24 protein-coding genes are annotated in these 26,316 nt (G+C 59.6%); 13 read left to right on the top strand and 11 right to left on the bottom strand.

From position 1 onward, the window contains the following. Nucleotides 1–14 precede the first annotated feature (14 nt). Both ACZYSM_RS12490 and ACZYSM_RS12485 read left to right on the top strand, forming a co-directional pair. Nucleotides 15–677, top strand: a complete 663-nt coding sequence (locus tag ACZYSM_RS12490) for a VOC family protein (protein ID WP_489071796.1) — start codon at nucleotides 15–17, stop codon at nucleotides 675–677. Nucleotides 678–822: 145 nt separating this feature from the next. Further along, nucleotides 823–1,263, top strand: a complete 441-nt coding sequence (locus tag ACZYSM_RS12485; protein ID WP_489071795.1) for a YjjA family protein — start codon at nucleotides 823–825, stop codon at nucleotides 1,261–1,263. Between the two features lie 157 nt (nucleotides 1,264–1,420). Here ACZYSM_RS12485 and ACZYSM_RS12480 read toward each other — a convergent pair whose 3' ends face one another. From ACZYSM_RS12480 to ACZYSM_RS12460, 5 genes are all read right to left on the bottom strand, one after another. Next, nucleotides 1,421–2,485 (bottom strand): 2,3-butanediol dehydrogenase, encoded by a 1,065-nt coding sequence (locus tag ACZYSM_RS12480; RefSeq protein WP_489071871.1) that lies wholly within the window; start codon nucleotides 2,483–2,485, stop codon nucleotides 1,421–1,423. A 102-nt stretch (nucleotides 2,486–2,587) separates the two neighbouring features. Further along, nucleotides 2,588–3,700 carry an acetoin dehydrogenase dihydrolipoyllysine-residue acetyltransferase subunit gene (locus ACZYSM_RS12475; protein ID WP_489071794.1) on the bottom strand — a complete coding sequence of 371 codons (1,113 nt, stop codon included), beginning with the start codon at nucleotides 3,698–3,700 and terminating at the stop codon, nucleotides 2,588–2,590. Next, the gene (locus ACZYSM_RS12470; RefSeq protein WP_489071793.1) at nucleotides 3,697–4,716 is read right to left on the bottom strand and encodes an alpha-ketoacid dehydrogenase subunit beta; all 1,020 of its coding nucleotides are present in this window, start codon (nucleotides 4,714–4,716) and stop codon (nucleotides 3,697–3,699) included. Before ACZYSM_RS12470 ends, ACZYSM_RS12475 begins: the two co-directional genes overlap by 4 nt. Nucleotides 4,717–4,748: 32 nt before the next feature. Continuing rightward, complete coding sequence (locus tag ACZYSM_RS12465) at nucleotides 4,749–5,726, bottom strand: thiamine pyrophosphate-dependent dehydrogenase E1 component subunit alpha (protein WP_489071792.1); 978 nt, start codon at nucleotides 5,724–5,726, stop codon at nucleotides 4,749–4,751. Nucleotides 5,727–5,728: 2 nt separating this feature from the next. Then, nucleotides 5,729–6,805 (bottom strand): ATP-NAD kinase family protein, encoded by a 1,077-nt coding sequence (locus ACZYSM_RS12460; RefSeq protein ID WP_489071791.1) that lies wholly within the window; start codon nucleotides 6,803–6,805, stop codon nucleotides 5,729–5,731. Between the two features lie 334 nt (nucleotides 6,806–7,139). On the opposite strand from ACZYSM_RS12460, the gene ACZYSM_RS12455 reads away from it, so the two are divergent. After that, nucleotides 7,140–9,032, top strand: a complete 1,893-nt coding sequence (locus ACZYSM_RS12455) for a sigma-54-dependent Fis family transcriptional regulator (protein WP_489071790.1) — start codon at nucleotides 7,140–7,142, stop codon at nucleotides 9,030–9,032. A 294-nt stretch (nucleotides 9,033–9,326) separates the two neighbouring features. Here ACZYSM_RS12455 and ACZYSM_RS12450 read toward each other — a convergent pair whose 3' ends face one another. Next, nucleotides 9,327–10,340 carry an AraC family transcriptional regulator gene (locus tag ACZYSM_RS12450; protein ID WP_489071789.1) on the bottom strand — a complete coding sequence of 338 codons (1,014 nt, stop codon included), beginning with the start codon at nucleotides 10,338–10,340 and terminating at the stop codon, nucleotides 9,327–9,329. 228 nt (nucleotides 10,341–10,568) lie between these two features. On the opposite strand from ACZYSM_RS12450, the gene ACZYSM_RS12445 reads away from it, so the two are divergent. Genes ACZYSM_RS12445 through ACZYSM_RS12435 form a run of 3 tightly spaced genes read left to right on the top strand, consistent with a single transcriptional unit; the run spans nucleotide 10,569 to nucleotide 13,228 of the window. After that, on the top strand, nucleotides 10,569–11,753 hold the full coding sequence (locus tag ACZYSM_RS12445) for an acetyl-CoA C-acyltransferase family protein (protein ID WP_489071788.1): 1,185 nt from the start codon (nucleotides 10,569–10,571) through the stop codon (nucleotides 11,751–11,753). Nucleotides 11,754–11,772: 19 nt separating this feature from the next. Continuing rightward, the gene (locus ACZYSM_RS12440) at nucleotides 11,773–12,624 is read left to right on the top strand and encodes a 3-hydroxybutyryl-CoA dehydrogenase (protein ID WP_489071787.1); all 852 of its coding nucleotides are present in this window, start codon (nucleotides 11,773–11,775) and stop codon (nucleotides 12,622–12,624) included. Further along, nucleotides 12,611–13,228, top strand: coding sequence for a TetR/AcrR family transcriptional regulator (locus ACZYSM_RS12435; RefSeq protein WP_489071786.1), 618 nt, complete (start codon nucleotides 12,611–12,613; stop codon nucleotides 13,226–13,228). Before ACZYSM_RS12440 ends, ACZYSM_RS12435 begins: the two co-directional genes overlap by 14 nt. A 203-nt stretch (nucleotides 13,229–13,431) precedes the next feature. Here the strand turns inward: ACZYSM_RS12435 and ACZYSM_RS12430 are convergent, their stop codons facing one another. After that, on the bottom strand, nucleotides 13,432–14,244 hold the full coding sequence (locus tag ACZYSM_RS12430; RefSeq protein ID WP_489071785.1) for a class I SAM-dependent methyltransferase: 813 nt from the start codon (nucleotides 14,242–14,244) through the stop codon (nucleotides 13,432–13,434). Between the two features lie 51 nt (nucleotides 14,245–14,295). Then, nucleotides 14,296–14,568, bottom strand: a complete 273-nt coding sequence (locus ACZYSM_RS12425) for a DUF4242 domain-containing protein (RefSeq protein WP_489071784.1) — start codon at nucleotides 14,566–14,568, stop codon at nucleotides 14,296–14,298. 181 nt (nucleotides 14,569–14,749) lie between these two features. Between ACZYSM_RS12425 and ACZYSM_RS12420 the strand changes: the two genes are divergently transcribed. From ACZYSM_RS12420 to ACZYSM_RS12410, 3 genes are all read left to right on the top strand, one after another. After that, nucleotides 14,750–15,739 carry an AraC family transcriptional regulator gene (locus tag ACZYSM_RS12420; RefSeq protein ID WP_489071783.1) on the top strand — a complete coding sequence of 330 codons (990 nt, stop codon included), beginning with the start codon at nucleotides 14,750–14,752 and terminating at the stop codon, nucleotides 15,737–15,739. Between the two features lie 29 nt (nucleotides 15,740–15,768). After that, the gene (locus tag ACZYSM_RS12415) at nucleotides 15,769–16,137 is read left to right on the top strand and encodes a VOC family protein (protein WP_489071870.1); all 369 of its coding nucleotides are present in this window, start codon (nucleotides 15,769–15,771) and stop codon (nucleotides 16,135–16,137) included. A 134-nt stretch (nucleotides 16,138–16,271) separates the two neighbouring features. Next, entirely contained in the window at nucleotides 16,272–16,772 is a 501-nt protein-coding gene (locus ACZYSM_RS12410; protein ID WP_489071782.1) for a GNAT family N-acetyltransferase, read from the top strand. 15 nt (nucleotides 16,773–16,787) lie between these two features. Here ACZYSM_RS12410 and ACZYSM_RS12405 read toward each other — a convergent pair whose 3' ends face one another. Further along, complete coding sequence (locus ACZYSM_RS12405) at nucleotides 16,788–17,423, bottom strand: response regulator transcription factor (protein WP_489071781.1); 636 nt, start codon at nucleotides 17,421–17,423, stop codon at nucleotides 16,788–16,790. A gap of 4 nt (nucleotides 17,424–17,427) precedes the next feature. Next, nucleotides 17,428–19,704 carry a PAS domain-containing sensor histidine kinase gene (locus tag ACZYSM_RS12400; RefSeq protein WP_489071780.1) on the bottom strand — a complete coding sequence of 759 codons (2,277 nt, stop codon included), beginning with the start codon at nucleotides 19,702–19,704 and terminating at the stop codon, nucleotides 17,428–17,430. A 230-nt stretch (nucleotides 19,705–19,934) separates the two neighbouring features. Here ACZYSM_RS12400 and ACZYSM_RS12395 point away from each other — a divergent pair, with 230 nt between their 5' ends. The 4 genes from ACZYSM_RS12395 (at nucleotide 19,935) to phaR (ending at nucleotide 25,596) form a co-directional block, all read left to right on the top strand. Continuing rightward, nucleotides 19,935–21,557: an acyl-CoA synthetase gene (locus tag ACZYSM_RS12395; RefSeq protein WP_489071779.1), complete on the top strand. Its 1,623-nt coding sequence runs from the start codon at nucleotides 19,935–19,937 to the stop codon at nucleotides 21,555–21,557. 95 nt (nucleotides 21,558–21,652) lie between these two features. Beyond that, the gene (locus tag ACZYSM_RS12390; RefSeq protein ID WP_489071778.1) at nucleotides 21,653–23,425 is read left to right on the top strand and encodes an acyl-CoA dehydrogenase C-terminal domain-containing protein; all 1,773 of its coding nucleotides are present in this window, start codon (nucleotides 21,653–21,655) and stop codon (nucleotides 23,423–23,425) included. A gap of 186 nt (nucleotides 23,426–23,611) precedes the next feature. After that, nucleotides 23,612–24,883 (top strand): OprD family porin, encoded by a 1,272-nt coding sequence (locus ACZYSM_RS12385; RefSeq protein WP_489071777.1) that lies wholly within the window; start codon nucleotides 23,612–23,614, stop codon nucleotides 24,881–24,883. A gap of 179 nt (nucleotides 24,884–25,062) precedes the next feature. Further along, complete coding sequence (gene phaR, locus ACZYSM_RS12380) at nucleotides 25,063–25,596, top strand: polyhydroxyalkanoate synthesis repressor PhaR (protein WP_489071776.1); 534 nt, start codon at nucleotides 25,063–25,065, stop codon at nucleotides 25,594–25,596. Nucleotides 25,597–25,631: 35 nt separating this feature from the next. Here phaR and phaP read toward each other — a convergent pair whose 3' ends face one another. After that, entirely contained in the window at nucleotides 25,632–26,198 is a 567-nt protein-coding gene (gene phaP / locus ACZYSM_RS12375; protein ID WP_489071775.1) for a TIGR01841 family phasin, read from the bottom strand. Nucleotides 26,199–26,316 lie beyond the last annotated feature (118 nt).

Genomic DNA, 26,316 nt, shown 5'->3' with positions numbered 1-26,316 from the left:
AGCATGGAGCCGAAATGATGCTGATAGACCATATTTTTATCCGGGCACGAACCGGAGCGCCTGAAGCTGACGCTTTAAGAAAATTTGGCCTCACAGAAGGATCAAGTAACAAGCATCCAGGGCAAGGCACAGAAAATCGGAGATTTTTCTTTCGCAATGCGTTTATAGAATTAATCTGGCTCGCAGACAGGGACGAAATTCAAAGCGCAGAAACGCAGCCAACGATGCTTTTCGAGAGATTGTCTGAGGAAATGGGGGAGACATCCCCTTTTGGGGTCTGTTTTAGACCGGGCATAAATGACCCTTTCAGGCCCTTCCCAAGCTGGAGTTACACACCGGCATATTTGCCTACCGGACTTAAAGTAGAGATTGGTCAGAATGTTCCGCTGTCGGAGCCTATGTGGTTTTTTCTTTCGAAAGGCGTACCTCCCGATGCCCTGCCTACCGAAAGACGGCAGCCTCTCGAACACCAGGCTGGAATCGTCGAAATAACTTCCATCGCATTGACAATGCCCAAGGCAGGGAAACTCTCGACTCCAGCTGTTGCTGCCAACAACAGCAGGCAGGTCAGCTTCCTCGAAGGCAACGAACATCTTCTTGAAGTAATTTTCGACCATGGAGCAAAGGGCCGGGTCCAGGATTTTCGTCCTGTGTTGCCATTGGTTTTCAGATATTGATGACTTGGCCGGACGCATACAACTAATGGGCAAAACGCGTCAACTCAATCATCAATCCCTCGTTCGCAACCTTCACTTACCAGGCTGAATGCGCAGAACGTACTAGAGTAAAGGCTAATTCCAATCGACACTGTGGGAGTTTGTCATGAAGGTCTTTGCTTCTCGTAAAGCGGCTCTGGGCATTTTCATCACGCTACTGCTCCCCATGGCAGGCGCGCAGGCACAACTTACCGACATGCTCAAGCAAGGAAGTTCCAGAGAGTCGAGCGACAGCCTGGGGGGCATCAGCGGTGCGCTGACGGGCCAGTCCGCGACCTCGAGCAGCACCGGCAATGTCGCCGGGGTACTGCAGTTCTGCATCAAGAACAACTACCTTGGCGGCAATGACGCGTCGTCGATCAAGAACTCGCTCATGGGCAAGCTCGGCGGCTCGTCCCCATCCGACAGCGGCTACACCAGCGGCGCCAAGGGGATCCTGAGCGGCAGCGACGGCAAACAGGTCGACCTGAGCGGCGATGGCCTGAAGGCTCAGGTGACCAAGAAAATATGCGAAAAAATTCTCGACCAAGGAAAGTCTATGTTGTAACCGGGCTTCAAGTATCCGGAGGAATAAACAACAATGCCACTCCGTTCAGGAGTGGCATTGTTGTTTACAACGTTCAGAATCAGAATACCGTCTTGTGCGTATTTCGCTCATCGTGACCGGTCATTTCGCTAACAACGTGACCGGTTCCTCCACCCGATCAGAGTGTGCTCGGCGAGACGATGATCTTCACGTTGTGCTCCTTGTTGTTGACCAGCTCCTCGAACCCCTGAGTGACGATCTGCTCCAGCTGAATGCGCCCGGTCACCAACGGGCTGATATCCAGTCGGCCGTCAGCGATGAAGGCGATCACGTCAGCAAACTCACCGTTGTAGGCCAAGGCCCCCATTACCTGCTTCTCGGTGGCCACCAGTTCGAAAAAGTTGAATTCGCTGGGTTCTTCGAAAATCCCCACCAGCACACATTTGCCTGCCTTGCGGATCAGGTCGATGGCCAGTTTGGCGGTGTGTTTATTGCCGATGCATTCGAAGCTGACATCGGCCCCCAACCCACCCGTCAAACGGCGAACTTCAGCCAGCGCATCGCATTGCTGGGGATCGAGCACATGACTGGCGCCGACCTCCAGGGCCTTGGCCTTGCGTGCGCTGGACATTTCCAGGGCGATCACCTGGGCGGCACCGGCCGCTTTGGCGCACATGATGGTGCACAGGCCGATGGTCCCGGCCCCGACCACCACGACATTCTGCCCCAACAGGCTGCCGGCTTTTTTCACCGCATGCATGCCGACTGCCAGCGGCTCGATGAGCGCCCCGGCTTCGGCGGGAAAGTTGGCCGGCAGTTTGTACAGCAGGTTAGCCGGGACGTTGACCAGTTCGGCGAAGGCACCGTTATTCATCAAGCCGGTGAAGGCCAGGTTCTCGCAAATGTTGTACAGCCCGTGGGTGCAGTAGTAGCAGGTGCCGCAATGCTGACAGGCGTCGGCGGCCACTTGCTCGCCGACCGTGAAGCCATTTACATCGGCACCGATGCCGACGATCTCGCCGCAGAACTCATGACCGAGGATGCATTGGCCCTTGATCCCGGTCATCGGATGCGGCACGTCCACCGGAATGAATACGGGACCGGCGACATATTCATGCAGGTCCGAGCCGCAGATGCCGCACCACTGCACGCGGATCTGCACCCAGCCAGCTGGCGGAGCGATGGGCAATGGCACGTTTTCCACGCGAATATCGTTGCGGCCATGCCAGACGGCGGCGCGCATGCTGCGGGTTGGATTGATTGAAAGACTCATGGATCGGTTCTCCTTGAAATCGCTCAGGCCCGACTGCACGGTGAATCATCAGTGGCGCAGCCGGGTACGCCGTCAGTGTTGTTGTACAAAGTCCTGGATCAGCCGGTTGACCTGCTCCGCCGCTTCCATTTGCACCATGTGCGCCTGCCCCGCAAGCAACTCGACCTGTGCCGCCAAGCCCTCGGTGTGAGCGGCTGGGATGATCGCGTCCTCGCTGCCCCAGATCAGCAGCACCGGTTGCCGGCCGTCTTGCACCACCGCACGCAGGTCGACCTGTTGTTGCCCACCCGCGAACAGCGTCGAGGCGAGTTTTCGCAACGCGCTGTCGACGCCTTCCAGCCGTTTGTACTTGAGCATGTCTTCGAGCATTTGGCGGTTCACCAGCTCGGGGTTCGAGAACAGTTGCACCAGTTGCGGCTTGAGTGCGTTACGGTTGGCGGCGTCGACGAAGCCTTGCAGGTAGTCGCCGTTGATTTCCTGGCCCAGCCCGGCGCTAGCAATCAGGGTCAGAGAGTGCACTCGTTTTGGGGCCAGCCGTGCGGTGTTCAAGCAGACCGCGCCGCCCATGGAATGCCCGACCAGATGCACCGCCTCGATGTCCAGATGGTTGAGTAAAGCCAGTACCACTTCACTCAATTCGTCGAGGTCACCGCGCTGCAAGGTCTTGCCGGACTCGCCATGACCCGGAAGATCAAGTGCGATCACCCGCCGCCCCGCTGCCAGCGCTTCGTGGTTGAACAACCAGTTGTTCAGGTCACCGCCAAAACCATGCACCAACAGCAGCGGCGTACCCCCTTCGCCACGCTCGAAATAACGGATGATGCGCCCGTCCAGTTCGATCTTTTGCGGCGCTGGCCCGCTGTCTTCATCACTGCTGGCTCCCGGCACGAAACTGGCCTGGAACTGCTCGACCACCGCGTCGATCTCTTCCTCGCTGGCGTCTCCCTCGACAATGATGCCGAGCAAGGCACCCACCGACAGGGTTTCGTCCTGACGCGCAATGGCGCGTCGCAACACCCCGGAAAACGGCGCCTCGACGCTGCTGGAGATCTTGTCGGTTTCCACATCGAGCACTTCATCGCCCTTGGCGATGGTCTCGCCCGGCTCCTTTAGCCAGGCGTCGACCCGGCCTTCGGTCATCGACAGCCCCCACTTGGGCATGGTCAGCGTGTGGATCTGGCTCATGGGCGCTTCCTCCACTCGATGAGCTTGAGCACCGCGGCTTCGATCTTCGCCGCGTCAGGGATGTACAGGTCTTCCAGGGCGTCGGAGAACGGCACCGGGGTGTGCGGCGCGGTAACCATTTCGATCGGTGCCTGCAAGGCTGAAAAGGCTTTTTGCACCACCAGCGCGGAAATGTCGGTGGCCATCGAACAGCGCGGGTTGGCTTCGTCGATCACCACCAGGCGACCGGTCTTTTCCACGCTTTCAAGGATGCTGTCCTCATCCAGCGGGCTGGTGGTGCGCAGATCGATTACCTCGCAGTCGATGCCGCGGCCCGCCAGGCTGCGGGCCGCGTCCATCGCCAGATTGACCGTGCGGCCGTAGGAAACCAGCGTGACGTCCTTGCCTTCACGGAGGAAATTGGCCTCGCCAAAAGGAATCGTATAAAGCTCCTCCGGCACCTCGCCTTGCATGCTGTAGAGCAACTTGTGCTCACAGAAAATCACCGGATCGTTGTCGCGGATGGCCTGGATCAGCAGGCCTTTGGCATCGTAAGGCGACGACGGGCAAACCACTTTCAGACCGGGGATATGGGTCCAGAGTGAAGTGAGCATTTGCGAGTGCTGAGCGGCCGCCCGCAGGCCGGCGCCGACCATGGTGCGGATGACCAGTGGCGTCGAGGCTTTGCCGCCGAACATATAGCGGAATTTCGCCGCTTGATTGAGGATCTGGTCCAGACAGCAGCCAGCGAAGTCGACGAACATCAGTTCACACACCGGGCGCACACCACAGGTCGCGGCACCAACGGCGGCACCGACATAACCCAGTTCGGACAAGGGCGTGTCCAGCACCCGTCCGGGAAATTGGTGATAGAGCCCTTTAGTGACCCCAAGCACACCACCCCAGGCGTCGTTTTCACCGGGTGCGCCGGCACCACCCGCCACATCCTCACCCATGATGAACACAGTAGGGTCGCGGCGCATTTCCTGGGCCAGGGCTTCGTTGATTGCTTGTTGATAGCTGATTTTTCTCGCCATGATGAGGGTCTCGATTCTTGTTATAGGGGCGTTCAGGGATAGGAGACGTAAACGTCGGTCAGCAGGTCGGCAGCCGTCGGTTTGGGGTCGGACTTGGCCTTGCGCACGGCGTTTTCGATCAGTTGCTCGACCTCGTCGTCGATCTGATCCAGTCGGCTGGCATCCACCAGCCCGGCCCGAGTGGTGCGCTCGCGGAACTGCATCAGGCAATCGTTATGCTCGCGAAAGTGCTTCACTTCGTCAGGGGCCCGATAGGTCTGGGCATCGCCCTCGAAGTGGCCGTAGTAGCGGGTCAGTTTGACCTCGATCAGCGACGGACCTTCGCCGGCCCGGGCGCGTTCGACGGCAGCACCGGCGGCTTCGTGGACGGCGAAGAAGTCGAAACCGTCTACCGTGACCCCAGGCATGCCGAATCCGGCAGCCCGATCGGCAATGTGATCGCAGGCAACCGACCAGTTGGACGCCGTGGCCTCGGCATAACCATTGTTCTCGGCTATGAACAGACACGGGAGGTTCCACACCGACGCCATGTTCATCGCTTCGAACACTGCACCTTCGTTGGAGCCGCCATCGCCGAAGAACACCACTGCCACGCTGTCGGTGCCCTTGAGTTTGGCCGCCAGTGCCGCACCAACCACCAGTGGCGCTCCGGCACCGACGATACCGTTGGCGCCGAGCATGCCTTTCTCGAAATCGGCAATGTGCATGGAGCCGCCCTTGCCTTGGCAGACGCCGGTTTTCTTGCCGTAGATTTCGGCCATCATCCCGTTCACATCGACACCTTTGGCGATGCAATGGCCATGACCACGGTGGTTGGAGGCGATGCAGTCATCATCGCCAAGGTGGGCCATGACCCCGGCAGCAGAGGCTTCTTCGCCCGCATAGAGGTGGACGAAACCGGGAATCTCGCCGGTGGCGAACTCCACATGCAGGCGTTCTTCAAAGGCGCGGATGGTGCGCATCACCGTGTAGGCATGCAGCAATTGATCAGCGGACAGGTGTGTCGACATTTTTATTCTCCAGGGTTGTCTCGGGACGAAAGGTTCACGGGGTGTTGCGGGTGTTCACGGCCAATGGACAGCAGCCGGTGTTGCGCCGCGTAAGCCAGTGCGGCGTTCACATCAATACTCAGCGGACCGCAGACATCGAGGGTGACAGTGGGACGGTCATGGACGTTGAACTCGATCTCGCGTTCGCCATCCAGGGCCAGGGTGCCGCTGGCCAGCGACAGGCAATGGGCGACGCCCGGCTCCAGGCTGCCGGCAGCGAGTACCCCGCAGCCTTGCAACAGCCCGGGCGCCAGCGGTACCAGCAACGCTTCGGGGGATTGCGGGTCCAGACGCATCCAGGCGCCGCCCGGAGCTTGTCGGGACACTGGAAACCACAAGCCACACAGCGCCGAAAGACCGATGGCCTGGGGCTCGGCGAAGGTCACGAAGACTTCAGCCAGATCTGCTGCACGACTGATCGCTCGCGCGCCGACAAACGGCAGTGACGACACCGCAACGTCCACCAGCGCCCATTCGCACAAACCCCGCGTCGGCTCGCGAACCAACAGGCGCTTGTTACGCCGCAGGGCAATCTCGGGAGGAATTCGGCCGCTGGCAAACAACCCGCCGGCCAGACCGGCGCTGGTGGCTTCGCGCAATTCGGGAAAGGCGTTATTGGTCCCGGTGGACAGGGTCAGTAACGGGATATCGCCGATCTCGGCGGCGACGGCCTTATGGGTACCGTCGCCGCCAAGCACGGCAATCAGCGACACGCCGTGTTCTGCCATTATTCGCGCAGCCTTGCGGGTGTCTTCGACGCTCTGGCGCAAGGTGATATCGAGGAACTCCAAGGCCGGCCAGTGACTGGCGCGGGCCTGTCGCCCCTGGCTGTTCTTCAGCACGGCAGCGGCGATACCGGTCATGTCGGTGGGCATCAGTACGTGCTCGACGCCAGTAGCGCCGAAGGCAGCGAGTAGACGCTGGATCACCGAAACCTTGTCGGTGCTGGAAAACAGCCCGGCATTGGCGGTCAACCGTCTCAGGTCACGACCCGACGCCGGATTGGCGATGATCCCCACCGTCAATGGCGAACGGCTCATGGCGCAACCCGGATAATTGCGCAGTCGGAAACGGATGGGCAGTGGGTCATAAAGGCAGCTCTCGTTATTTTTATCGTTGCCAGGGCTAGAGCAAGGCCGATGCCAGATGCCTGAAAATCGCTGGTAACGCCCGAGCCAGAGAGGCTGAGACTGAATGTGAGAGTGCTCGGAACACTCCGCTTCTGAGACGCGACATGTCAGGTTGACCGGGTTCAGCGCGAGACGCTGAGACGTTGCGTCTCAACTCAGGCAGCCGACGCTCTGGCGCTTGTCTGAAGGGAATGAACGGCGCTTAATGGCCGCACAATTACAAAAGCTGGAACCGGAGGCCCTAATGCTTTCCGCACACTCGAAGGCCCATGTGGACTGTGTCAGCCGCGTGCTGAAGAACGCCGCGCACCTGCCGCAAGCGCCGGTGCCGAGCCTGATTCTCGACTCCTGGCGCCGCTCCATGGAGCAACACCACCTCGACCCTGGCTCGCTGCAGGGGCCGCGTATTCTTTCGCAAAACGTACTCAATGAATGCCGCGAGCGCTCCGAGCTGTTCCTGCGGATCGCCAGCGAAGAAGTCGCCCGGCTCCACGGACGGGTGCGCGGCGCAGACTATTGCGTGCTGCTCACCGATGCCCAGGGGCAGACCATCGACTATCGGGTCGAGGCGGCAATTCGCAATGACTGTCGCAAGGCCGGGTTGTACCTCGGCACCTGCTGGTCGGAAGGCGAAGAAGGCACCTGCGGAGTGGCGGCAGTGCTCACCGCCAAGACGCCGGTCACCGTCCATAAACGTGATCATTTTCGCGCAGCGTTCATCGGTCTGACCTGCTCCGCCGCACCGGTCTTCGACCCCCAGGGCGAACTGCTCGGGGTACTCGATGTGTCGGCGGTGCAATCCCCCGATGACCGCCGCTCCCAGCATTTGATTCGGCAGATGGTGGTGCAGAGCGCCCGGGAAATCGAACAGGCGTTTTTCATGAGCAGCGCCCAAGGCTATTGGGTGCTGCGTGCCCACAACACACCCGGCTATGTCGATAGCCACCCGGACTTCCTGTTCGCCTGGGATGACGACGGCCGCCTTCAGGCGCTGAACCCGGCAGCGCGCCACTTCCTGTTGCAGCACTACGGCCAGCTACCCGAGCATATCGGCCAGGTGTTCGACCAACAGATGCTGCATCGGGCTGCGGACGAATCGCTTTGCCTGCTGCACCACCATGGCGGGCAGCATCAATTGCACGCTCGCTTGAACGCTCCTCGACGCCCCGTCGGAAGAACATCGCGGGTCGAGATCACGGCGACGGAACTCGACCCGCGTATCGCCGAAAATCTGCGCCTGGCGGTGCGGGTCAAGGATCGCAACCTGCCGGTGCTGATCCAGGGTGAAACCGGCTCTGGCAAGGAAGTGTTCGCCCGTCAATTACACTTGGCGAGCCTTCGACGTGATCGCCCTTTCGTCGCAGTGAACTGTGCGGCGATCCCGGAGAGCCTGATCGAAAGCGAACTGTTCGGCTATGTCGCCGGGGCCTTCACCGGCGCGTCGAGCAAGGGCATGCAAGGCCTGCTGCAACAGGCCGATACCGGCACACTGTTCCTTGACGAAATTGGTGACATGCCGCTGGCGTTGCAGACCCGGCTGCTGCGGGTTTTGGCTGAAGGTGAAGTGGCGCCTCTGGGTGCGTCGCGCTGCAAGGCCGTGGATATCCAGGTGATCTGCGCGACCCACCGTGATCTTGAAGGCTTGGTGGCCAGTGGAGATTTCCGTGAAGACCTGTACTTTCGCCTCGGCGGCGCACGCTTCCAGTTGCCTTCCCTGCGCGAACGCAGTGACCGGTTGGCGTTGATCAACCGGATCCTCGGCGAAGAATCCGCGCTGTGCGGTGTGCAGTTGAAACTCGGTACGGCAGCGCTGGAATGTTTGCTCGGTTACCGCTGGCCGGGCAATGTCCGCCAGCTGCGTCATGTCCTGCGCTATGCCTGTGCGGTGTGCGAGACGGACGTCATCCAGTTGAGCCATTTACCGGAGCCACTGCAGGGCGCAGGTCGCAACACCCTGCCCTCGGCCGTCGGCGTCGAAGCCAGGGATTGTCCAGAGCGCCAGGCACTGCTCGATGCGTTGGTGCGTCACCGCTGGAAGCCGATTGCCGCCGCAAAAGCCCTGGGTATTTCTCGTGCGACGCTTTATCGACGGGTGCAACAACACCGGATAGACATGCCCGGAAGAAGCCCGGGTTGAAGCGTGAGGGATACTGGTGTTACGCGGCTGTAGAGGGGGCGGGTTCTGATCCGAAATCCACCCCTCACCCTAACCCTCTCCCCAAGGGGGCGAGGGAACTGATTTGAATGTCTGTAGAGCTGCTGCGACCTGTGAAATCGAGCCGATTATGGATTCAACGTAGTACTTTCAGGTCGCAGAAAATCCTCAGATACGCAAATTCTGCCCCTCGCCCCTCTGGGGAGAGGGTTAGGGTGAGGGGTGGATTTTGAGCCTGACGAAAAGTCGAAACTTTCTCAGCAAAAATGACCTGCCTCACGGCTTGTCCTGAAACCTGGCCCTATAACGCCCCGGACTTTCCCCCGTCCACTTCTTGAACGCCCGGTGAAACGCGCTGGGCTCCTGAAAGCCGATCTGCTCGGCAATGTCGGTGATGCTTGCTCGGGTCTGGCGTAGCTGTTCAAAGGCAACACCACGACGCACTTCGTCCTTGATCTCCTGAAACGAACACCCTTCACGCTCCAGTTTTCGGCGAAAGGTACTAGGGCTCAGATGCTGTTCTATGGCGAAGGCCTGCAAGGTCGGCCATTGGCTGTAATGGCTGTTGCGCAGACGTTGATGGACCTGTGACGCCAGGCCATGCTGGTGACGAAAACGAATCACCAGCCATTGCGGTGCACTGCGCAAAAACACTTTAAGTGACGCCAGGTCCTGAACCACTGGCAGACGCAGGTAGCGACTGGCAAACTCGATCTCGGTGCGCTCAGCGCCAAAGGTCAGATTGGCGCCCCAGAGCAATGGATCGTCACTGAGGGACAAACGCTCATGGCGAAAATCCGCGCGGTCGATAGGGATTCGCCGCCCGCCCAACCAACACAGCAGACTGATCATCAGCACCAGGAACGTTTCTTCACCGTAACGACTGACTTCGCTGTTTTCCGATCGGGTTTGCAAACTGATGACCGCACGTTTGCCGCGTACACTCAGGCTGCCGCGAAAATCGCGCAGGAACAGCGAGAAGTTGGCCAGGCACTGACGCATGGCTTTTTCCAGATCCGGTTCCTGGATCAATGCCCGGCAAATCAAGGCGAAACTGCCCGGGGGCATGCCGTGGGAGTCGAGCTGGAAGAACTCATCGTCCAACTCGCGAATCTGAATCAACCACAGTGCAGCAAAAGCGCTGGCCGGTACCCGCGCCGTGGGCTGATTCATTAGCGCCGGGTCAATTCCGGCCTGCTCAAGTACCGCCCGCAGACGCTGCGGGCTCTCACGCAGCGCATGGATCATTGCTTGCACAAAGTAGACGGCAACCGAATCCTTTTCCCGCATGTGAACGTTTCTCTCCCCATCGCCTGAAATGGCAAAAAACACCAGCGCCCTTGAACAGTTATGGCATAGGCCACCAGCGCTGCTGACTCTAGACTCGCGTCCCATAAGAGGTGCTAAAGCGCAGCCTCTGTGGGAGTGGTCTGAATCCGGACGGTGCCCATAGTACGCCAGTCGCTGACGGCCAACGATTTTTAGCTAACGAATCGAACACTGTTCCAGGGAGTCGACATGAGCAATTCCGATATTTTCGTCGTCAGCGCGGTGCGTTCCGCCATCGGCAGTTTCGGCGGATCGCTGAAGGACGTGACGCCTATCCAGTTGGCAACCGACGTTTGCCGCGCAGCCATTGAGCGCTCGGGCCTGGCGCCCGAACATATCGGCCATGCGGTGATGGGCCATGTGATCCCGACCGAAGCCCGCGACGCCTACATTTCCAGGGCCGTAGCGATGAATGCCGGCCTGTCGAAAGAGACTCCCGCATTCAACGTCAACCGCCTGTGCGGCTCCGGTTTGCAGGCCATTGTCAGCGCCGCGCAAAGTTTGATGCTGGGCGATGCGGGGGCCGTGCTGGCCGGTGGCGTCGAGTCCATGAGCCGAGGTGCTTACCTACTGCCGCAAGCGCGCTGGGGTGCGCGCATGGGCGACGTGCAGGCTATCGATTACATGCTTGGGGTTTTGCAGGATCCCTTTGCCGGCTTCCATATGGGCATCACCGCGGAAAACATTGCCGAACATTTTGGCATCAGTCGCCAGGCGCAGGATGAACTGGCCCTTGTCAGTCAACAACGTGCAGCCCGGGCCATTGCCGAAGGGCGTTTTGCCCGGCAGATCGTGCCTATCGAAGTGGCTACACGCAAAGGTACGGTTTCGTTTGCGATTGACGAGCATGTACGAACGGATGTCACTGCCGAGCAACTGAGCCGCATGAAACCGGCGTTCAAGAAAGACGGCAGCGTCACCGCCGGCAACGCCTCCGGGCTTAATGACGGCGCTGGCGCATTGATCATGGCCACCGGTCAGGTCGTTCGAGAGCAAGGCCTCAAACCCATGGCCCGGCTGGTGGGTTACGCCCACGCAGGGGTTGAACCGTCGATGATGGGGTTGGGACCGATTCCTGCCACTCGACTGGTTCTCAAGCGCGCCGGCCTGACCGTCGCCGACCTTGATGTAATCGAGTCCAACGAGGCGTTCGCCGCCCAGGCCTGTGCCGTGGCGCAAGAACTGGGCTTCGATCCACAGAAGGTCAACCCGAACGGTTCGGGCATCTCTCTAGGCCATCCGGTTGGCGCCACCGGTGCGATTATCGCGACCAAGGCTATTCACGAACTGCACCGCTGTCAGGGGCGTTATGCCCTGGCGACCATGTGCATCGGCGGCGGCCAAGGCATCGCGGTGCTGTTCGAACGCGTTTGATCAAGAAAGAGACCTGAACATGAATCTGCAAAACATTGGCGTGATCGGCGCAGGCACCATGGGCAACGGCATCGCGCAAATCTGCGCCCTTGCCGGCTTTAACGTGACGCTGCTGGATATCTCCGAGACCGCGCTGCAAAACGCCGTGACGACGGTGCGCAAGAATCTGGATCGGCAAATCGCCAAACAGGTGCTTACCGAGGAACAAAAGCTGGCAGCGCTGGACAAAATCCAGACCAGCACGCAATACGCAACGCTGCAAAGCGCTCACCTGGTGATCGAAGCGGCGACCGAAAACCTCGACCTGAAACTGCGTGTACTGCAACAGATTGCCGCTCAGGTCAGTACCGACTGTGTGATCGCCTCGAACACGTCTTCGCTGTCCATCACTCAGCTTGCCGCCAGCGTGAGTCAGCCTGAACGGTTTATCGGCCTGCACTTCTTCAATCCGGTGCCGATGATGGGGTTGATCGAGGTCATTCGCGGCCTGCAGACCAGCGATGCGACTCATGCTCTGGCGCTGGAACTGGCGCAAAAACTGGGAAAAACCGCCATCACCGCCGGCAACCGCCCGGGCTTTGTGGTCAACCGGATTCTGGTGCCGATGATCAATGAAGCCATTCTGGTGTTCCAGGAAGGGTTGGCCAGCGCAGAAGACATCGATGCTGGCATGCGCCTTGGCTGCAATCAGCCGATTGGTCCGCTGGCGCTGGCCGACCTGATCGGGCTGGACACCTTGCTGGCGATTCTCGAAGCCTTCTACAACGGATTCAACGACAGCAAATATCGCCCGGCGCCGTTACTCAAAGAGATGGTCGCTGCAGGTTATCTGGGTCGTAAAAGCGGGCGCGGCTTCCATGCCTATGCCTGAACGCTGCTCACGCTTCGCGCAGAGCCGCGACAGGGCAGTTGAGCTGTTCGCCAACAAGGGTTTCGGCCAGGTAGGGATGCGCGAGTTGGCGACCTACCTGGGGCTTGCGCCTGGCTCGCTCTACCATCATTACCCCAGCAAACAGCATTTGCTGCTGGACCTGATTGAAGAGTTCTATGACGAGCTGCTGGCAACCCTGAGACGAATCGAGAAAAAGCCCAGGGCCGGGCGCGACATCCTGCAGGTGATCATCCGCGCGCACTTGAAATTGCATCGGGAATTACCTAGGCACTTTCGCCTGGCCGAACGTGACAGTTGCTGCCTGAACGAAGATCAACAGCAGCGGGTCAAGCAACTGCGCGAGCAGTACGAACGCCAACTGTTGACGATGCTTGGCCATCGAACGCAGTTGACCGAACAGGGGCTGCTTGCCGCCGGACATGCCATTGCCTCCTTGCTCAACAACGCACCGTCCTGGCTGGCACAGCACAGTCTCAATGATCGGGAGCGCGAAGAACTGATAGAAAATCTGGTGACGGGCGCGATAGAACGGCTGCTTGGTCCCTGCCCGTCAGCGTCTTGCCTTCAGGTTGCGGTGGCTTGAGTGCAAATCCCGTTCCCGCAGGTTCTTCTTAACTGACTGACTTCAATCCGTAGCAGCTGCCGAAGGCTGCGTCCGGCTGCACAGCAGTCGTAAATCCTGCTTCCACGGTTTATCTGGAATACCGCAGTGCGTGATTTTACGACTGCTACGCAGCCGGACGCAGGCTTCGCCAGCTGCTACGAGGGCCAGACCGTTCTCTCGGTTCAACGCCGCGTAATGACCACCTCCAGATATTCACTCGGCACCACCAGCGACGTCTCGCCTGCCCGATTCATGCTGTTCAGCAGTTCGGTCAGGTCACTGTCCAGCGCCATGGCACCTTCGGCGGGAAGCGCCGCAAAGGCCTTGTGGATCGGTCCGTACCAGGTGCGGAACGTCTCGATGAAATGCGCGGCCGAGCGGTAGCGGAAGTTGAATATCCGCCGCGTCACCTCGATTGACGCAGCGCGTTCACCAAAAAGCGACCGCAGATGCGCCTGCGAACCCCACAACGACGGAGGTTGCGCGCCCGCAGGCGGCGGCACATGGCGTCCCAGGGTCTTGAACATCTGCCCGACAAAACCTTCCGGCGTCCAGTTGGCAAGGCCTATCCGGCCTCCAGGACGACATACCCGCGCCAGTTCCGCGGCAGCCTTCGGCTGGTCGGGTGCGAACATCACGCCGAACGTCGACAACACCACGTCGAAGCTCGCGTCCTCGAAGGGCAGTGCCTCGGCGTCGGCCACCTGAAAGATCACCTCCAGGTGCTCTGCCCTCGCCCGGTCCTCGCCTCGTTCAAGCAGAGCGGCCACGTAGTCGGTCGAGGTTACCTTGCAGCCACGGCGTGCTGCAGCGAGCGTCGCATTGCCGTTGCCGGCCGCCACGTCAAGCACTCGCTCATCGCAACGCAGATCGCAGGCCTCAGCCAGTAGCTCCCCGACGAGCTGCAAGGTGGTACCGATCACGGCATAGTCGCCGCTGGCCCACGAAGCCATCTGACGGTTTTTCAGGGCGTTGAGATCAATGGGTGTACTCATGGAATCAGGCTCCTTCGTGGGTTGGAACGCGGACCGTGGATTGGAGGACGATTACTCCGCCGTTGTGGGATCAATGATGGAGCTGACTTGGGAAACGCTATTGGCAGGAAAACCGCCTTGTCTCGCGTGCTCCCTGACGAGCTCCTCGTTAGGCGCGATGTACACGCAGTAAATTTTGTCGCCCGTGACGTAGCTATGCAGCCACTGCACTTGCGGCCCCATCTCGTGCAGAACCTTGCAGGATTTTTGCGAGATCGCTTTCAAATCCCGTTCTGAGAGTGTTCCGGCTCCCGGAATCTCGCGTTCAATGACGAACTTCGGCATGGCAACCTCCATCTTGTTATTGATGACAGGGACGGCAGTGACCCCGTTGGATAACTATCGCGCTCGGGCACACCGGCGTCCTGCCCGGTCGTCGGCAAAGACTGTCCGATCGTCCGGCCATTTTCCGTACCGCGGCGACGCGCTCACAATCAGAGACCGCCGCAAGCACGGAAAAACAACAATGGACGCCCTGTCACAGACCCTGCGCGTCGTACGCCTGGTAGGCGCGATCTTTATCAACGCCAGGTTCACCGCGCCCTGGTGCTATCAATCACCCAGCGCCGACTCGGCGGCGCCGTTGCTGGAACCCGGTGCCGAGCGCGTGGTGATCTTCCACCTGATCACCGAAGGCGAGTGCTATGTCGAGCTTGGCAGTGAGCCAGCGCTGCATCTGACGGCCGGCGACGCTGTGGTTTTTCCGCAGGGTGACGCCCATCGCATGAGTTCCGAGCCCGGGCTTGTACCCGCGAAAGGTGCGCGCCTGGAGGTTGTGCTGTCGCGCCGCCCACGGCAGTTGAGCTATGGCGGTGGCGGCCCGACGACACGCTTGCTGTGCGGCTATCTGGCGTGCGATACCCGCCTGGCGGGAATGTTGCTGGCGGGGTTGCCTGCGGTGGTCAGAGTCAACGTGCGTGGATCGAATGCCGGTATCTGGCTGGAATCCTCGGTCCGTTACGCGCTGGCCGAGGCCCGGTCCCCTCGGCCCGGCGGTGAAGGAGTGCTGGCGAAATTGGCCGAGGTGCTGTTTATCGAGGTGTTGCGCCTGTACATAAACGAGCAGAGCGAGGGTCGCACGGGTTGGCTGGCGGGCGTGGGCGACCGGATTGTCGGTGCCGCGCTGAACGCGCTGCACAAAAAACCCGGCCACGCCTGGACGCTGGATGAACTGGCGCGCACCGCCGGCACCTCAAGGTCGGTGCTTGCCGAACGCTTTCAGCAACTGGTGGGGAGCTCACCCATGCAGTACCTGACGCAATGGCGCATGTTACTGGCCGCCAATCTGTTGTGTCGCAGCAATGCCTCGTTGGCACGCATCGCCGAAGAAGTGGGTTACCAGACCGACACGGCTTTCAGCCGGGCATTTCGCCGCGAGTTCGGCTCTCCTCCAGCGGCCTGGCGCCGAAACCAATCGGCATCATCTCATGAGAAAACCCAATGTCGCCTAACCTGAATGCACAGTCGTGCAAGGAGGATCGTAACGTGAGCGTGCAGTTGAACCACACCATCGTCTGGTGCCGCGACAAGCAGACTTCAGCGACATTTCTCGTGGACATCCTGGGCCTGCCCACTCCCACCCCATTCGGTCCGATGCTGATTGTCCAGCTCGATAACGGTGTCTCGCTCGATTACTACGACGACGATGGCGAGATCGCCTCCCAGCACTACGCCTTCCTGATCGGAGAGGACGACTTTGATCCGGTTTTCGCTCGCCTACAGCGTCGAGGACTCCCCTACTGGGCTGATCCCTGCAAGCTGCGCCCGAACGAAATCAATCGACTCGACGGTGGTCGCAGGGTGTATTTCGATGACCCGGACGGGCATCTGCTGGAAATCTTCACCCGGACTTAGGGGGTAATGCCCTTGTAGGAGCGAGCTTGCTCGCGATGGACGTTAACGATAACGCGTGTTTCTGAATAAACGCGTCGCCCTTGAGTCCATCGCGAGCAAGCTCGCTCCTACAGAACACAAAGGAGCTTCCCGAAATGCCCTCGATAGAACTGCACAACGCACAGCGCGATGAACTTGAATGCATCGAGAACCTGATGCAGTTCTACACCTACGATTTCAGCGAGTGGCTCCCGCTGAAGTTCGGCGATCATGGTTTTTTCAATATTCAGCCAAAACTGGATTACTGGAGAAATCCATCGACGCGCCCCTTTCTGATCAAGGTTGACGGTGAAATTGCCGGCTTCGTGACGATTGACGACGACGTCCGTTTTGAAGACGTCCAGTACAACATTGGCTATTTCTTCGTAAGCCGCCGATATCGGGGTCGAGGCATCGGAACGTTTGTTGTATCTGAGTTGCTAAACACATTTCCCGGCCAATGGCAGATTATCCACATCGACGCCAATCAACCCGCACGGTCATTTTGGACCAAGGTAATCCCTGCGCTCACCAAGGGTGAGTTCACTCGCCATCCGCTGTCAGTCAATGGCCATGAGTGCACTCTGTTCAAGTTTCAGTTCAATCGGCAACCGTGATGACCGTGGTGCGGCTTAACGCAGTTTTAGCGGGTCGACCATTTCGGCCACGATGGCCATGCCCACCAGGTCTGGCAGCGTGTTGGCCTGCATGCGCTTCATCACACGCGAGCGATACAGGTCCACGGTTTTTGCGCTCACCCCAAGCTGTTCAGCGATTTCACGGGTGGTGAACCCCTGCACCAGCGGCAGCAATACATCGCGCTCGCGTGGTGTCAGTGTGAGTAAACGAGCCTGCAATTCTTCGTGGCCCTGATTGCCAGAGCGGTTTGCGTCGAAGCTGCTGAGTGCCTGTTGCACGCTGTCGAGCAGCAATTGTTCGTTGTAGGGTTTTTCGATGAAGTCATGGGCACCCGCTTTGAAAGCCCGCACCACAATGGGCACGTCCGCGTGCCCGCTGACGAAGATGATTGGCAGATTCAACTCACGAGTGCGCATTTCTTCCTGCACATTCAACCCGCCCATGCCGGGCATGCGGACATCCAGCAATACGCAAGCATTGAGTCGGGCATCACAGGCATCGAGGAAGGCCCGGCCACTGGTGAACGGCAACGCTTTGAGCCCGACTGACTCGAGTAACCAGACGGTCGAATCGAGCATGCCTTGATCGTCATCGACCACATAGACCACCTGCTCCGCCACACTTGCCATTGCGTTACTCCTGTTGTTGTTTTGTGGGCCCGACCAGCGGCAAGCAGCAACACATCAGCAGCCCGACGGGCTGCCGCTGGGCCTGTAACTCGCCGCCGAAGCCCTCGATGATGCTGCGGCTCATGGACAACCCAAGCCCCAGGCCATCGGCTTTGCTGGTGTAGAACGGGGTGAATATTTGCTCCAGTTCAGGCTCGCTCACGCCAGGCCCCTGGTCCTGCACGCTGATTTCCACGTTTGCGCCATTGCCTCTACCCGCGGTCAGGACAATCAGTGAGGGCTGCCCCGGATGCTGCTCGCGGTTGGCGTCGATGGCGTTGCGCAACAGATTGAGCAGCACCTGTTCCAGCAACACCCGGTCGGCATAAATGGGCGGCAGATTATCCGGCAGTCGCTCCTCGATTGCCACTTGGCAATTGCTCGCCTCCCAGGCACACAAACGCACCGCTTCACGCGCCACGTCGGCGACGTTCAGGGCTTGCATACGCCGTTGGCCCTTGCGCAGAAAAGCGCGCAAACGCCGGATCACCTCCGACGCGTGAGTGGCGTGCAGGGTAATGCGTTCCAGGCCTTGAGCAACCCGTTCGGCGGCCTGCGGATTGGTCCCCAGGGCTTGTAAATAACGCTGGCTGGCGTTGGCATAGTTGACCACTGCCGCCAACGGCTGGTTGATTTCGTGGGCAATGCCCGAGGCCAGTTCACCCAGGGTCACCAGCCGCGCGGTGTGCGCCAGTTCGTCCTGATGACGGCGCTGTTGCACTTCACGCAGTTCACGCTCAGTCATGTCGCGCGCCACCAGTGAGTAGTAGCGCTCCTGCCCGGCAGAACGGTGAGCCAGTAGCACCAGCGACACCGGTACTGAGGCACCGCCTCCCGGTGGTTGCAGCCGCGCATCGGTGCTCCAGACGCCATTGCGTTCAGCGCTGCTCCACCCTTCGCGCTGCAGGCGCGCCAGATCGTCACTGGCGAAGAGTTCGGCCAGGGCCGGCATCGGTTGCTGCTCGTCGAGCCCGAGCGTGCGCCGCGCCGCCGGATTGAGGTAGGTGACTTGACCGCTGGGGTCGATGAACAACACCGGATCGGTGTTGGCCTCCACGACTTCGGCCAGGCGTCGCTTGTTTTCCTCGGCCTGCACTCGAGCGGTAATGTCGCGCGACACGCTGACCACCTCGACCACCGCGCCGGTGTAGGTTTCACGAATCGCCCGGCTGGCCGTTTCGAACCACAGGTAATGCCCGGCACGATGACGGATGCGATAGGTCATGGTGTGATAACCATCCTGCTCCAGGGCATCGCGCGCGCGTTGCACCAGGCTGGCCAGATCCTGACCATGGAACAAGCCCTGGGCCATTTTTCCACGCAACTCCTCTGGCCAGTATCCGAGCAACGTCCAGGACGCCGGCGAGGCATCGAGAAAACGTCCGTCCGGTGTGTGTCGGGAAATCAGGTCGGTGGTGTTCTCGATGATCAGCCTGTACAGCCGGCGTGCCTTGGCCGCCTCGCGCTCGGCCAGCACTTGTGCAGTGGCTTCGCGGCAGCGGGCGAGCACACGGTTGTCCTGCGGATCGGGGATAAAGGTCCAGATCAAGATCTGCGCCTCGAACTGTGCCTCGACGCCTTCGATGGCACGCTGCTGTTCCAGACACGCGCGCACCAGCACCCGGTGATTCACTGGCAAAAAGCCCAATACATCGCTCAAAGGTTTCTCGGCGAGCAGTGCCAACAGCGCAGCATTGAACTCCAGCGGGCGGCCCTGTGCATCCAGCAGCAAACTCGGTTGCGGATCGTGGCCCAGTAACGGTGAGCCACGCAGCATGCCGTTGACGCTGCTCAGCAGGGTCGTCAACAGGTCCTGCACCCAACTCAGCCAATCGAGGCTCACCCCTTCGCACACTTCCACCAGCAACAGCCCCGCCTGCCCCGGCTGCAGTGCAAGGTCAAACACCTGGCCATGGCTGATGGCTGCCCGACGCAGACGGCCGGACAACCAGCAATCGAGTTGGCGTACTTGATCCAGATCCAGTCGCCCCTCCTCGACCAGGCGCTCGAACAGCAGCTGATCGCTGGCCAGCGCAGGATCACCCAAGCCGGGTGGAAAATGCTGGGCGGCCCCCTCGTGGCAATAAATGTTCGCCTGCGGTTGCCAACTCAAATACACCGCCCGGCGCACTTCGGGGCAATCCTGCAGCGCCCGGCACAAGGCATCGGCCCTGGCGGCCAGAGACACACCCTCGCGCTGCAGGCGCAACCAGCTGTGCAATCGAACGGGGGTAAGGGTCATCACGGGTCCACTTCGTCAGGGAAACCAAGCATATACCGGCACCGGTGGTACGGCTGTACTCATTTAGCCCATGAAGAATAAAGTATAGTATATATACTATACTACTCAGGTTGTACTTCCATATAGATTGGTGAATGTTATATAAAGTAAGTCGGACATAAAGTTGACCTCAGCGGCGTACGCTGCAAGGTCACCTATAGAGCTAACAATCAGCCACCGAGTACCCGTACATGTCGATCTTCGAACAAGGGCTAGCCCCTACGGCTGTCAATCATATTGCCTTGTCTCCGCTCAGCTTCATTGAGCGCACTGCCAGCGTTTACCCGAACTACCCCGCCGTAATCCATGGTTCGATTCGCCGTACCTGGGCGCAGACCTACACCCGCTGCCGGCGCCTGGCTTCGGCGCTGGCCGGTCGCGGTATCGGCAAAAACGATACGGTGGCGGTGATGCTGCCCAATATCCCTGAGATGCTTGAGGTGCACTTCGGCGTGCCGATGATTGGCGCCGTGCTCAACCCGCTCAACGTGCGCCTGGATGCCGAAGCCATTGCCTTCATGCTCCAGCATGGCGAGGCCAAGGTGCTGATTACCGACCGCGAGTTCCATGACGTCATCCATGCGGCTATCGGCATGCTGGATCACCCGCCGTTGGTGATCGACGTCAATGATCCGGAATACGGTGAGGGTCAGGCCGTCAGCGATCTCGACTATGAAGCGCTATTGGCCGAAGGCGACCCGGCGTTCGCCTGGCAATGGCCGGATGACGAATGGCAAGCCATCTCGCTGAATTACACCTCAGGCACCACCGGCAACCCCAAAGGCGTGGTTTACCACCATCGCGGTGCTTACCTGAACTCTTTGGGCAATCAGATGACCTGGGCCATGGGCAACCATCCGGTGTACCTCTGGACGCTGCCAATGTTCCACTGCAACGGCTGGTGCTACCCATGGACCATCACCGCTCTGGCCGGGGTGCATGTGTTCCTGCGCCGCGTCGATCCACAGAAAATCCTGACGCTGATCCGCGAACATCAGGTGACTCACCTGTGTGGCGCGCCGATCGTGCTCAATGCGCTGGTCAATATGCCAGAGTCGGCGAAGGCTGCGATTGATCATCCGGTCAACGCCATGGTCGCCGGCGCCGCGCCGCCGGCCAAGGTGATCGGTGCCGTGGAAGAGATGGGCATCAAAGTCACTCACGTCTACGGCCTGACCGAAGTCTATGGTCCGGTGACTCTCTGCGCCTGGCATGCCGAGTGGGATGAACTGCCCTTAGAGGAACGGGCGCAAATCAAATCCCGTCAGGGCGTGCGTTACCCCACTCTGGAGGGCGTGATGGTGGGAGACCCGACGACGCTGGAGCCTACCCCGCGCGACGGTCAGACCATCGGTGAGATCTTCATGCGTGGCAATACCGTGATGAAGGGCTACCTGAAGAACCCCACCGCCACTGCCGAAGCCTTCGAAGGTGGCTGGTTCCACACTGGCGATCTGGCGGTCTGTCATCCCGACGGCTATGTCGAGATCAAGGACCGGCTCAAGGATATCATCATCTCTGGCGGCGAGAACATCTCCACCATCGAACTGGAAGGCGTGCTCTACCGCCATCCGGCAGTGCTGGAGGCCGCAGTGGTCGCCCGCCCCGATGAGAAATGGGGAGAAACTCCTTGCGCCTTCATCACCCTCAAGGCTGATCACAAGGACGTACGGGAAACCGAAATCATCAGTTTCTGCCGCGAGCATTTAGCAGGATTCAAAGTGCCGCGCACCGTGGTCTTCACTCTGCTGCCGAAAACCTCGACCGGCAAGATCCAGAAATTCGTTCTGCGCGATATGGCCAAAGCGCTCTAACCCAAAACGACGTTTCACCCGCCAAGCGGCAGGTCGTTTACCTGCCGCTCCAGCGTCGCCGTGCCCATCGCAACCGTCACAACGAGGTTCACGTTATGCCCGAATTCAACGCCCCACTGCGCGACATGCGCTTCGTCCTGCATGAAGTGTTCGATGCCCCAGCCTTGTGGGCTCGCCTGCCAGCTCTGGCCGATAGTGTCGACGCTGCCACCGCCGACGCCATTCTCGAAGAGGCGGCCAAAGTCACCGCACACCTGATCGCACCGTTGAACCGCAGCGGCGACGAGGAAGGCGCCCGGTGGCACGATGGCCAGGTCAGCACACCTATCGGCTTCAAGCAGGCCTATGCCACTTACATTGAGGGAGGCTGGGTGGGTCTTTCCGGCAACGCAGAGTTCGGCGGCATGGGCATGCCCAAGATGCTTGCCGTGCAATTCGAAGAAATGCTCTACGGCGCCAACTCAAGCTTCGCGCTGTATTCGGCGTTGAGTTCCGGTGCCTGCCTGGCCATTGATGCCCACGCCAGCGAAACCTTGAAAGACCTGTACCTGCCGCCCATGTATGAAGGTCGCTGGGCCGGCTCCATGTGCCTGACCGAAGCCCATGCCGGCACCGATCTGGGCATTATCCGCACCCGCGCTGAACCACAGGCCGACGGTAGCTATAGCATCACCGGCAGCAAAATCTTCATCACCGGTGGTGATCAGGACCTGACCGAAAACATCATCCATCTGGTGCTGGCAAAATTGCCGGACGCACCGGCTGGGCCAAAAGGTATCTCGCTGTTTGTGGTGCCCAAGGTGCTGATCAACGCTGACGGCTCGCTCGGTAATGCCAACGCTGTGAATTGCGGTTCGATCGAACACAAGATGGGCATCAAGGCCTCCGCCACCTGCGTGATGAACTTCGACGGGGCCAGCGGCTGGCTGGTCGGCGAAGCCAACAAGGGGCTGGCGGCGATGTTCACCATGATGAACTACGAGCGCCTGTCCATCGGCATTCAGGGGATCGGCTGCGCCGAGGCGTCCTATCAAAGTGCCGTTGCTTACGCTCGCGAACGCATTCAAAGCCGTGCGCCCACCGGCGCGATTGCGAAGGACAAAATAGCCGACCCGATCATCGTTCACCCCGATGTGCGGCGCATGCTGCTCAGTATGAAAGCCATGACCGAAGGTGGTCGCGCCTTTGCCAGCTATGTCGGGCAGCAACTGGACCTGGCCAAGTTTTCCGACGATGCGCAAGAACGGGACAGCGCCCAAACCCTGGTTGCGCTGCTCACTCCCGTCGCCAAGGCGTTTTTTACCGACACCGGCCTGGAAAGCTGCATCAATGGCCAGCAAGTGTTCGGCGGTCATGGCTACATCCGCGAATGGGGCCAGGAACAATTGGTGCGCGATGTACGCATTGCGCAGATCTACGAAGGCACCAATGGCATTCAGGCGCTGGACTTGCTCGCACGCAAAGTGGTCGCCAATAACGGTGTCGCCCTGCGTCAGTTCACCGGCGAGATCCGCGCGTTTGCCAGCCAGCCCGATGCAGCCTACGCCAAGCAACTGCTCGACTCCGTGCAGCGTCTGGAAAACCTCAGCGACTGGCTGCAAGACCAGGCCGCGACCAATCGCAACGAAGTCGGCGCCGCGTCGGTGGAGTATCTGCACCTGTTCGGCTACGTCGCCTACGCCTGGCTCTGGGCGCGCATGGCTCAGGTAGCTGAGCAAAAACGCGGCGAAGACGAAGCCTTTTATGGCGCGAAGATCGCCACTGCCGACTTCTACTTCAGCCGCCTGCTGCCGCGCATATTGAGCCTGGAACAGTGCATTCGGGCTGGCAGCACGTCGTTGTACGGCCTGACCGCCGAACAGTTCTGACGATTAAGCCTCACGCGGCGCCAGCTCCTCTCGTTTGGGTGTCCGCGCTTTTTATCGATAGGCCCTCGCACACTTGGCGAGGGCAGCTCCACACCCGATAACCATTTGAAGTATTACCCCGGACATCGAGCCCTGAGGCTCGATGCGGGAACCCGTTATTTCATAATAAAAACAAGGGGCTTCACCATGGACCGTAACACCCGCACCCTCGCCGCTACCCGTCTGCTGCTGGCCGGCGGCGTCATCAGCCTCTCGGCACCCGCTACCGCTGACTTTCTCCAGGACAGCAAGGCCAACCTTGAACTGCGCAACTTCTACTTCAATCGCGACTTTCGCCAGGACAACGCTGCCCAGTCCAAGCAAGAGGAATGGGCTCAGGGTTTCTTGCTGCGCTACGAATCCGGCTTCACTGAGGGTACGGTAGGTGTCGGTTTCGACGCCATCGGCATGGTCGGCGTAAAACTTGACTCCAGCCCCGACCGCGCAGGCTCTGGTCTTCTTCCGCGCGAACTCTCAGCCCCCCATGGCGCCGAGGACGAGTACGGTAAACTGGGTCTGACAGCCAAATTGCGCGCCTCCAAGAGCGTGCTGAAACTCGGCACCCTGCCACCCAAGCTCCCGACCGTATTGGCCAACGATTCAAGGCTGTTGCCGCAGACCTTCAAGGGCGCCCAGCTGACTTCGCTGGAAGTCGAGGGCCTGACGGTGGATGCCGGCCGGCTGAGCCAGGTCAACCAGCGCGACTCCACCGATTATCAGGACATGACCACCACCACCACGGGGGCAAAAAGTATTCGCGCACCCCACGTCGGCAGCGATAGCTTCAAATTCGCCAGCCTGAACTACAAGTGGACCAGCAACCTGAGTAGCGGCTACAGCTACGGCCACCTGGACAACTTCTACAACCAGCATTTAGTGAACCTGACTTACCTGTTGCCCGTGGCGCCAGGACAGTCGTTCAAGAGTGATCTGCGCTTCGCCCGCTCCACTGACGATGGCGGCAGCAACGTCGACAACCGGGCATTGGGCGCCATGTTCACCTACAACCTGGGTGGGCACGCGCTCGGTCTCGGCTATCAAGCCATGAGCGGCGACACCGGCTTCGCTTACATCAACGGCACCGATGCGTTTCTGGTGAACTTCGTACAGATCGGCGACTTCGCCAGTAAAGACGAAAAGTCCTGGCAGGCCCGCTACGACTACAACTTCGCGGCGATTGGCATCCCTGGTCTGACTTTCATGAGCCGCTACATCAATGGTTCCAATATTGACCTGGGTACCAACCGTCCTGAGGGCAAGGAGTGGGAACGTGATACCGACATCGGCTACGTATTCCAGGGCGGCCCGCTGAAAAACATCGGGGTGAAATGGCGCAACGCTACGGTGCGCTCGACCAACTTTGGCAACGACCTGGATGAAAATCGTCTGATTGTCAGCTATACCCTGCCCATCTGGTAGGCAAACTAACCGTTCTAATGGGTGAATCCGCGTCGCTGACCTTCGGCCTCACGGGCTCACCCTTGTTTTCGGCAAAAAACTGAAAGTCTGCGCACGTCCCTCCCCGCAACACCAAACCGCCGCAGTGGTCAGAGTAGGATAAGATGCCTGTAAATCAGGCTCGCTGTGAGTAGCCCCGCATGACAGATAACAGTCGGAACACCACCCGCCTGATCAAGAAGTACCCGAATCGCCGTCTGTATGACACGCACACCAGCAGTCATTTGACCCTTGCGGATATACGCCAATTGGTCGTCGATAAAATCCCGTTCGAGGTGGTCGACGCCAAGACCGGAGAGGATCTGACCCGAAGTATTTTGCTGCAGGTCATCCTGGAAGCCGAAAGTGGCGGTGAGCCGATCTTTTCCAGCGAGATGCTGATGGGGATCATCCAGTTCTACGGTCCCTACCAGGGCGTCCTCGGCAGCTACCTGGATAAAAGCATCCAGACGGTCATCGACGTCCAGTCCCAAACCGGCGCTCAGTCCTCTGAAGCCTGGAGCGAGTTCATGCACCAGCAAGCACCGGTCATGCAGGATTTGATGCGCCAGTATGTCGACCAGTCAAAAGCCCTCTACCTGAACACTCAAAACCTCTTCGGCCTGTTTGGCGGCACGCCTCCAGGCAAGCCAGGCGCCGGTGGCGGGCCGAAAAAAAATGGCGATGGGGAGTGAACCCATCGCCATCAGTGTAACCGTACTAATGTGACTTACTTGTTACCGCTTGTTGCCTTGCCTGCTTCTGGGGCGGCTTTCCCGGCTGCGGCAGTCGCTGCGGTGAAACCGCTCTGGGCAACGTCAGTAGCCTGTTTTACGGCTTTCTGTGCGCTTTCAAAAACGGTGCCGGCATTCGCCAGTGTCGACTTGAACGCAGCCACAACAGGCTCGGAGCCAGCCGGTGCATTTTTGCTGATCACTTCAACGAACTCTTGCACCTGCTGGGTGCCCGCCTCGATCTGACGCGTAGTCAGTTTGGCAATTTCCGACTGTGTGCCAACAATCAGTGCTTGCACCTGGCGATTGAACTCTGCCAGACGTTCAGCTTGCACATTTGGCTGGATGAAAGAAGCCTGGAGCTCGGCGAATCCTTGTGGATCACGTACTGCCAGCAGCTTGCGGAAACCGTCGAACTGCTCCTCGGTGGAGGCTTGCAGTGTCTTGAACTGCAATTGGCTGAGCTGTTCAACACTGGCGAAGATTTTGCCGCTGATTTGCTGCAGCAGGTCTAGGTTGGCTTTCTGAGCGTCTTGCAATTTTTCCGAGTTAAAAAAAGACATGCTTGAATCTCCTGATACTGGAAGGCCAACATGGGCCTGAGGACGCGATAGCGATCCTGCCGGTCATCGCGTTAGACTTGATATTGCAGTGCACAAATTAGTTTGGCAATGATTTTTT

The sequence above is a fragment of the Pseudomonas sp. F220 genome, assembly GCF_057813935.1.
Note: the sequence above shows the minus strand (reverse complement) of the source record. Positions and strands in the feature narration are given on the sequence as shown.

Coding starts and splice junctions, on each gene's coding strand:
- ACZYSM_RS12490 (WP_489071796.1), top strand. CDS start 15: ATGATGCTGATAGACCATATTTTTATCCGGGCACGAACCGGAGCGCCT.
- ACZYSM_RS12485 (WP_489071795.1), top strand. CDS start 823: ATGAAGGTCTTTGCTTCTCGTAAAGCGGCTCTGGGCATTTTCATCACG.
- ACZYSM_RS12480 (WP_489071871.1), bottom strand. CDS start 2,485: ATGCGCGCCGCCGTCTGGCATGGCCGCAACGATATTCGCGTGGAAAAC.
- ACZYSM_RS12475 (WP_489071794.1), bottom strand. CDS start 3,700: ATGAGCCAGATCCACACGCTGACCATGCCCAAGTGGGGGCTGTCGATG.
- ACZYSM_RS12470 (WP_489071793.1), bottom strand. CDS start 4,716: ATGGCGAGAAAAATCAGCTATCAACAAGCAATCAACGAAGCCCTGGCC.
- ACZYSM_RS12465 (WP_489071792.1), bottom strand. CDS start 5,726: ATGTCGACACACCTGTCCGCTGATCAATTGCTGCATGCCTACACGGTG.
- ACZYSM_RS12460 (WP_489071791.1), bottom strand. CDS start 6,805: ATGAGCCGTTCGCCATTGACGGTGGGGATCATCGCCAATCCGGCGTCG.
- ACZYSM_RS12455 (WP_489071790.1), top strand. CDS start 7,140: ATGCTTTCCGCACACTCGAAGGCCCATGTGGACTGTGTCAGCCGCGTG.
- ACZYSM_RS12450 (WP_489071789.1), bottom strand. CDS start 10,340: ATGCGGGAAAAGGATTCGGTTGCCGTCTACTTTGTGCAAGCAATGATC.
- ACZYSM_RS12445 (WP_489071788.1), top strand. CDS start 10,569: ATGAGCAATTCCGATATTTTCGTCGTCAGCGCGGTGCGTTCCGCCATC.
- ACZYSM_RS12440 (WP_489071787.1), top strand. CDS start 11,773: ATGAATCTGCAAAACATTGGCGTGATCGGCGCAGGCACCATGGGCAAC.
- ACZYSM_RS12435 (WP_489071786.1), top strand. CDS start 12,611: ATGCCTATGCCTGAACGCTGCTCACGCTTCGCGCAGAGCCGCGACAGG.
- ACZYSM_RS12430 (WP_489071785.1), bottom strand. CDS start 14,244: ATGAGTACACCCATTGATCTCAACGCCCTGAAAAACCGTCAGATGGCT.
- ACZYSM_RS12425 (WP_489071784.1), bottom strand. CDS start 14,568: ATGCCGAAGTTCGTCATTGAACGCGAGATTCCGGGAGCCGGAACACTC.
- ACZYSM_RS12420 (WP_489071783.1), top strand. CDS start 14,750: ATGGACGCCCTGTCACAGACCCTGCGCGTCGTACGCCTGGTAGGCGCG.
- ACZYSM_RS12410 (WP_489071782.1), top strand. CDS start 16,272: ATGCCCTCGATAGAACTGCACAACGCACAGCGCGATGAACTTGAATGC.
- ACZYSM_RS12405 (WP_489071781.1), bottom strand. CDS start 17,423: ATGGCAAGTGTGGCGGAGCAGGTGGTCTATGTGGTCGATGACGATCAA.
- ACZYSM_RS12400 (WP_489071780.1), bottom strand. CDS start 19,704: ATGACCCTTACCCCCGTTCGATTGCACAGCTGGTTGCGCCTGCAGCGC.
- ACZYSM_RS12395 (WP_489071779.1), top strand. CDS start 19,935: ATGTCGATCTTCGAACAAGGGCTAGCCCCTACGGCTGTCAATCATATT.
- ACZYSM_RS12390 (WP_489071778.1), top strand. CDS start 21,653: ATGCCCGAATTCAACGCCCCACTGCGCGACATGCGCTTCGTCCTGCAT.
- ACZYSM_RS12385 (WP_489071777.1), top strand. CDS start 23,612: ATGGACCGTAACACCCGCACCCTCGCCGCTACCCGTCTGCTGCTGGCC.
- phaR (WP_489071776.1), top strand. CDS start 25,063: ATGACAGATAACAGTCGGAACACCACCCGCCTGATCAAGAAGTACCCG.
- phaP (WP_489071775.1), bottom strand. CDS start 26,198: ATGTCTTTTTTTAACTCGGAAAAATTGCAAGACGCTCAGAAAGCCAAC.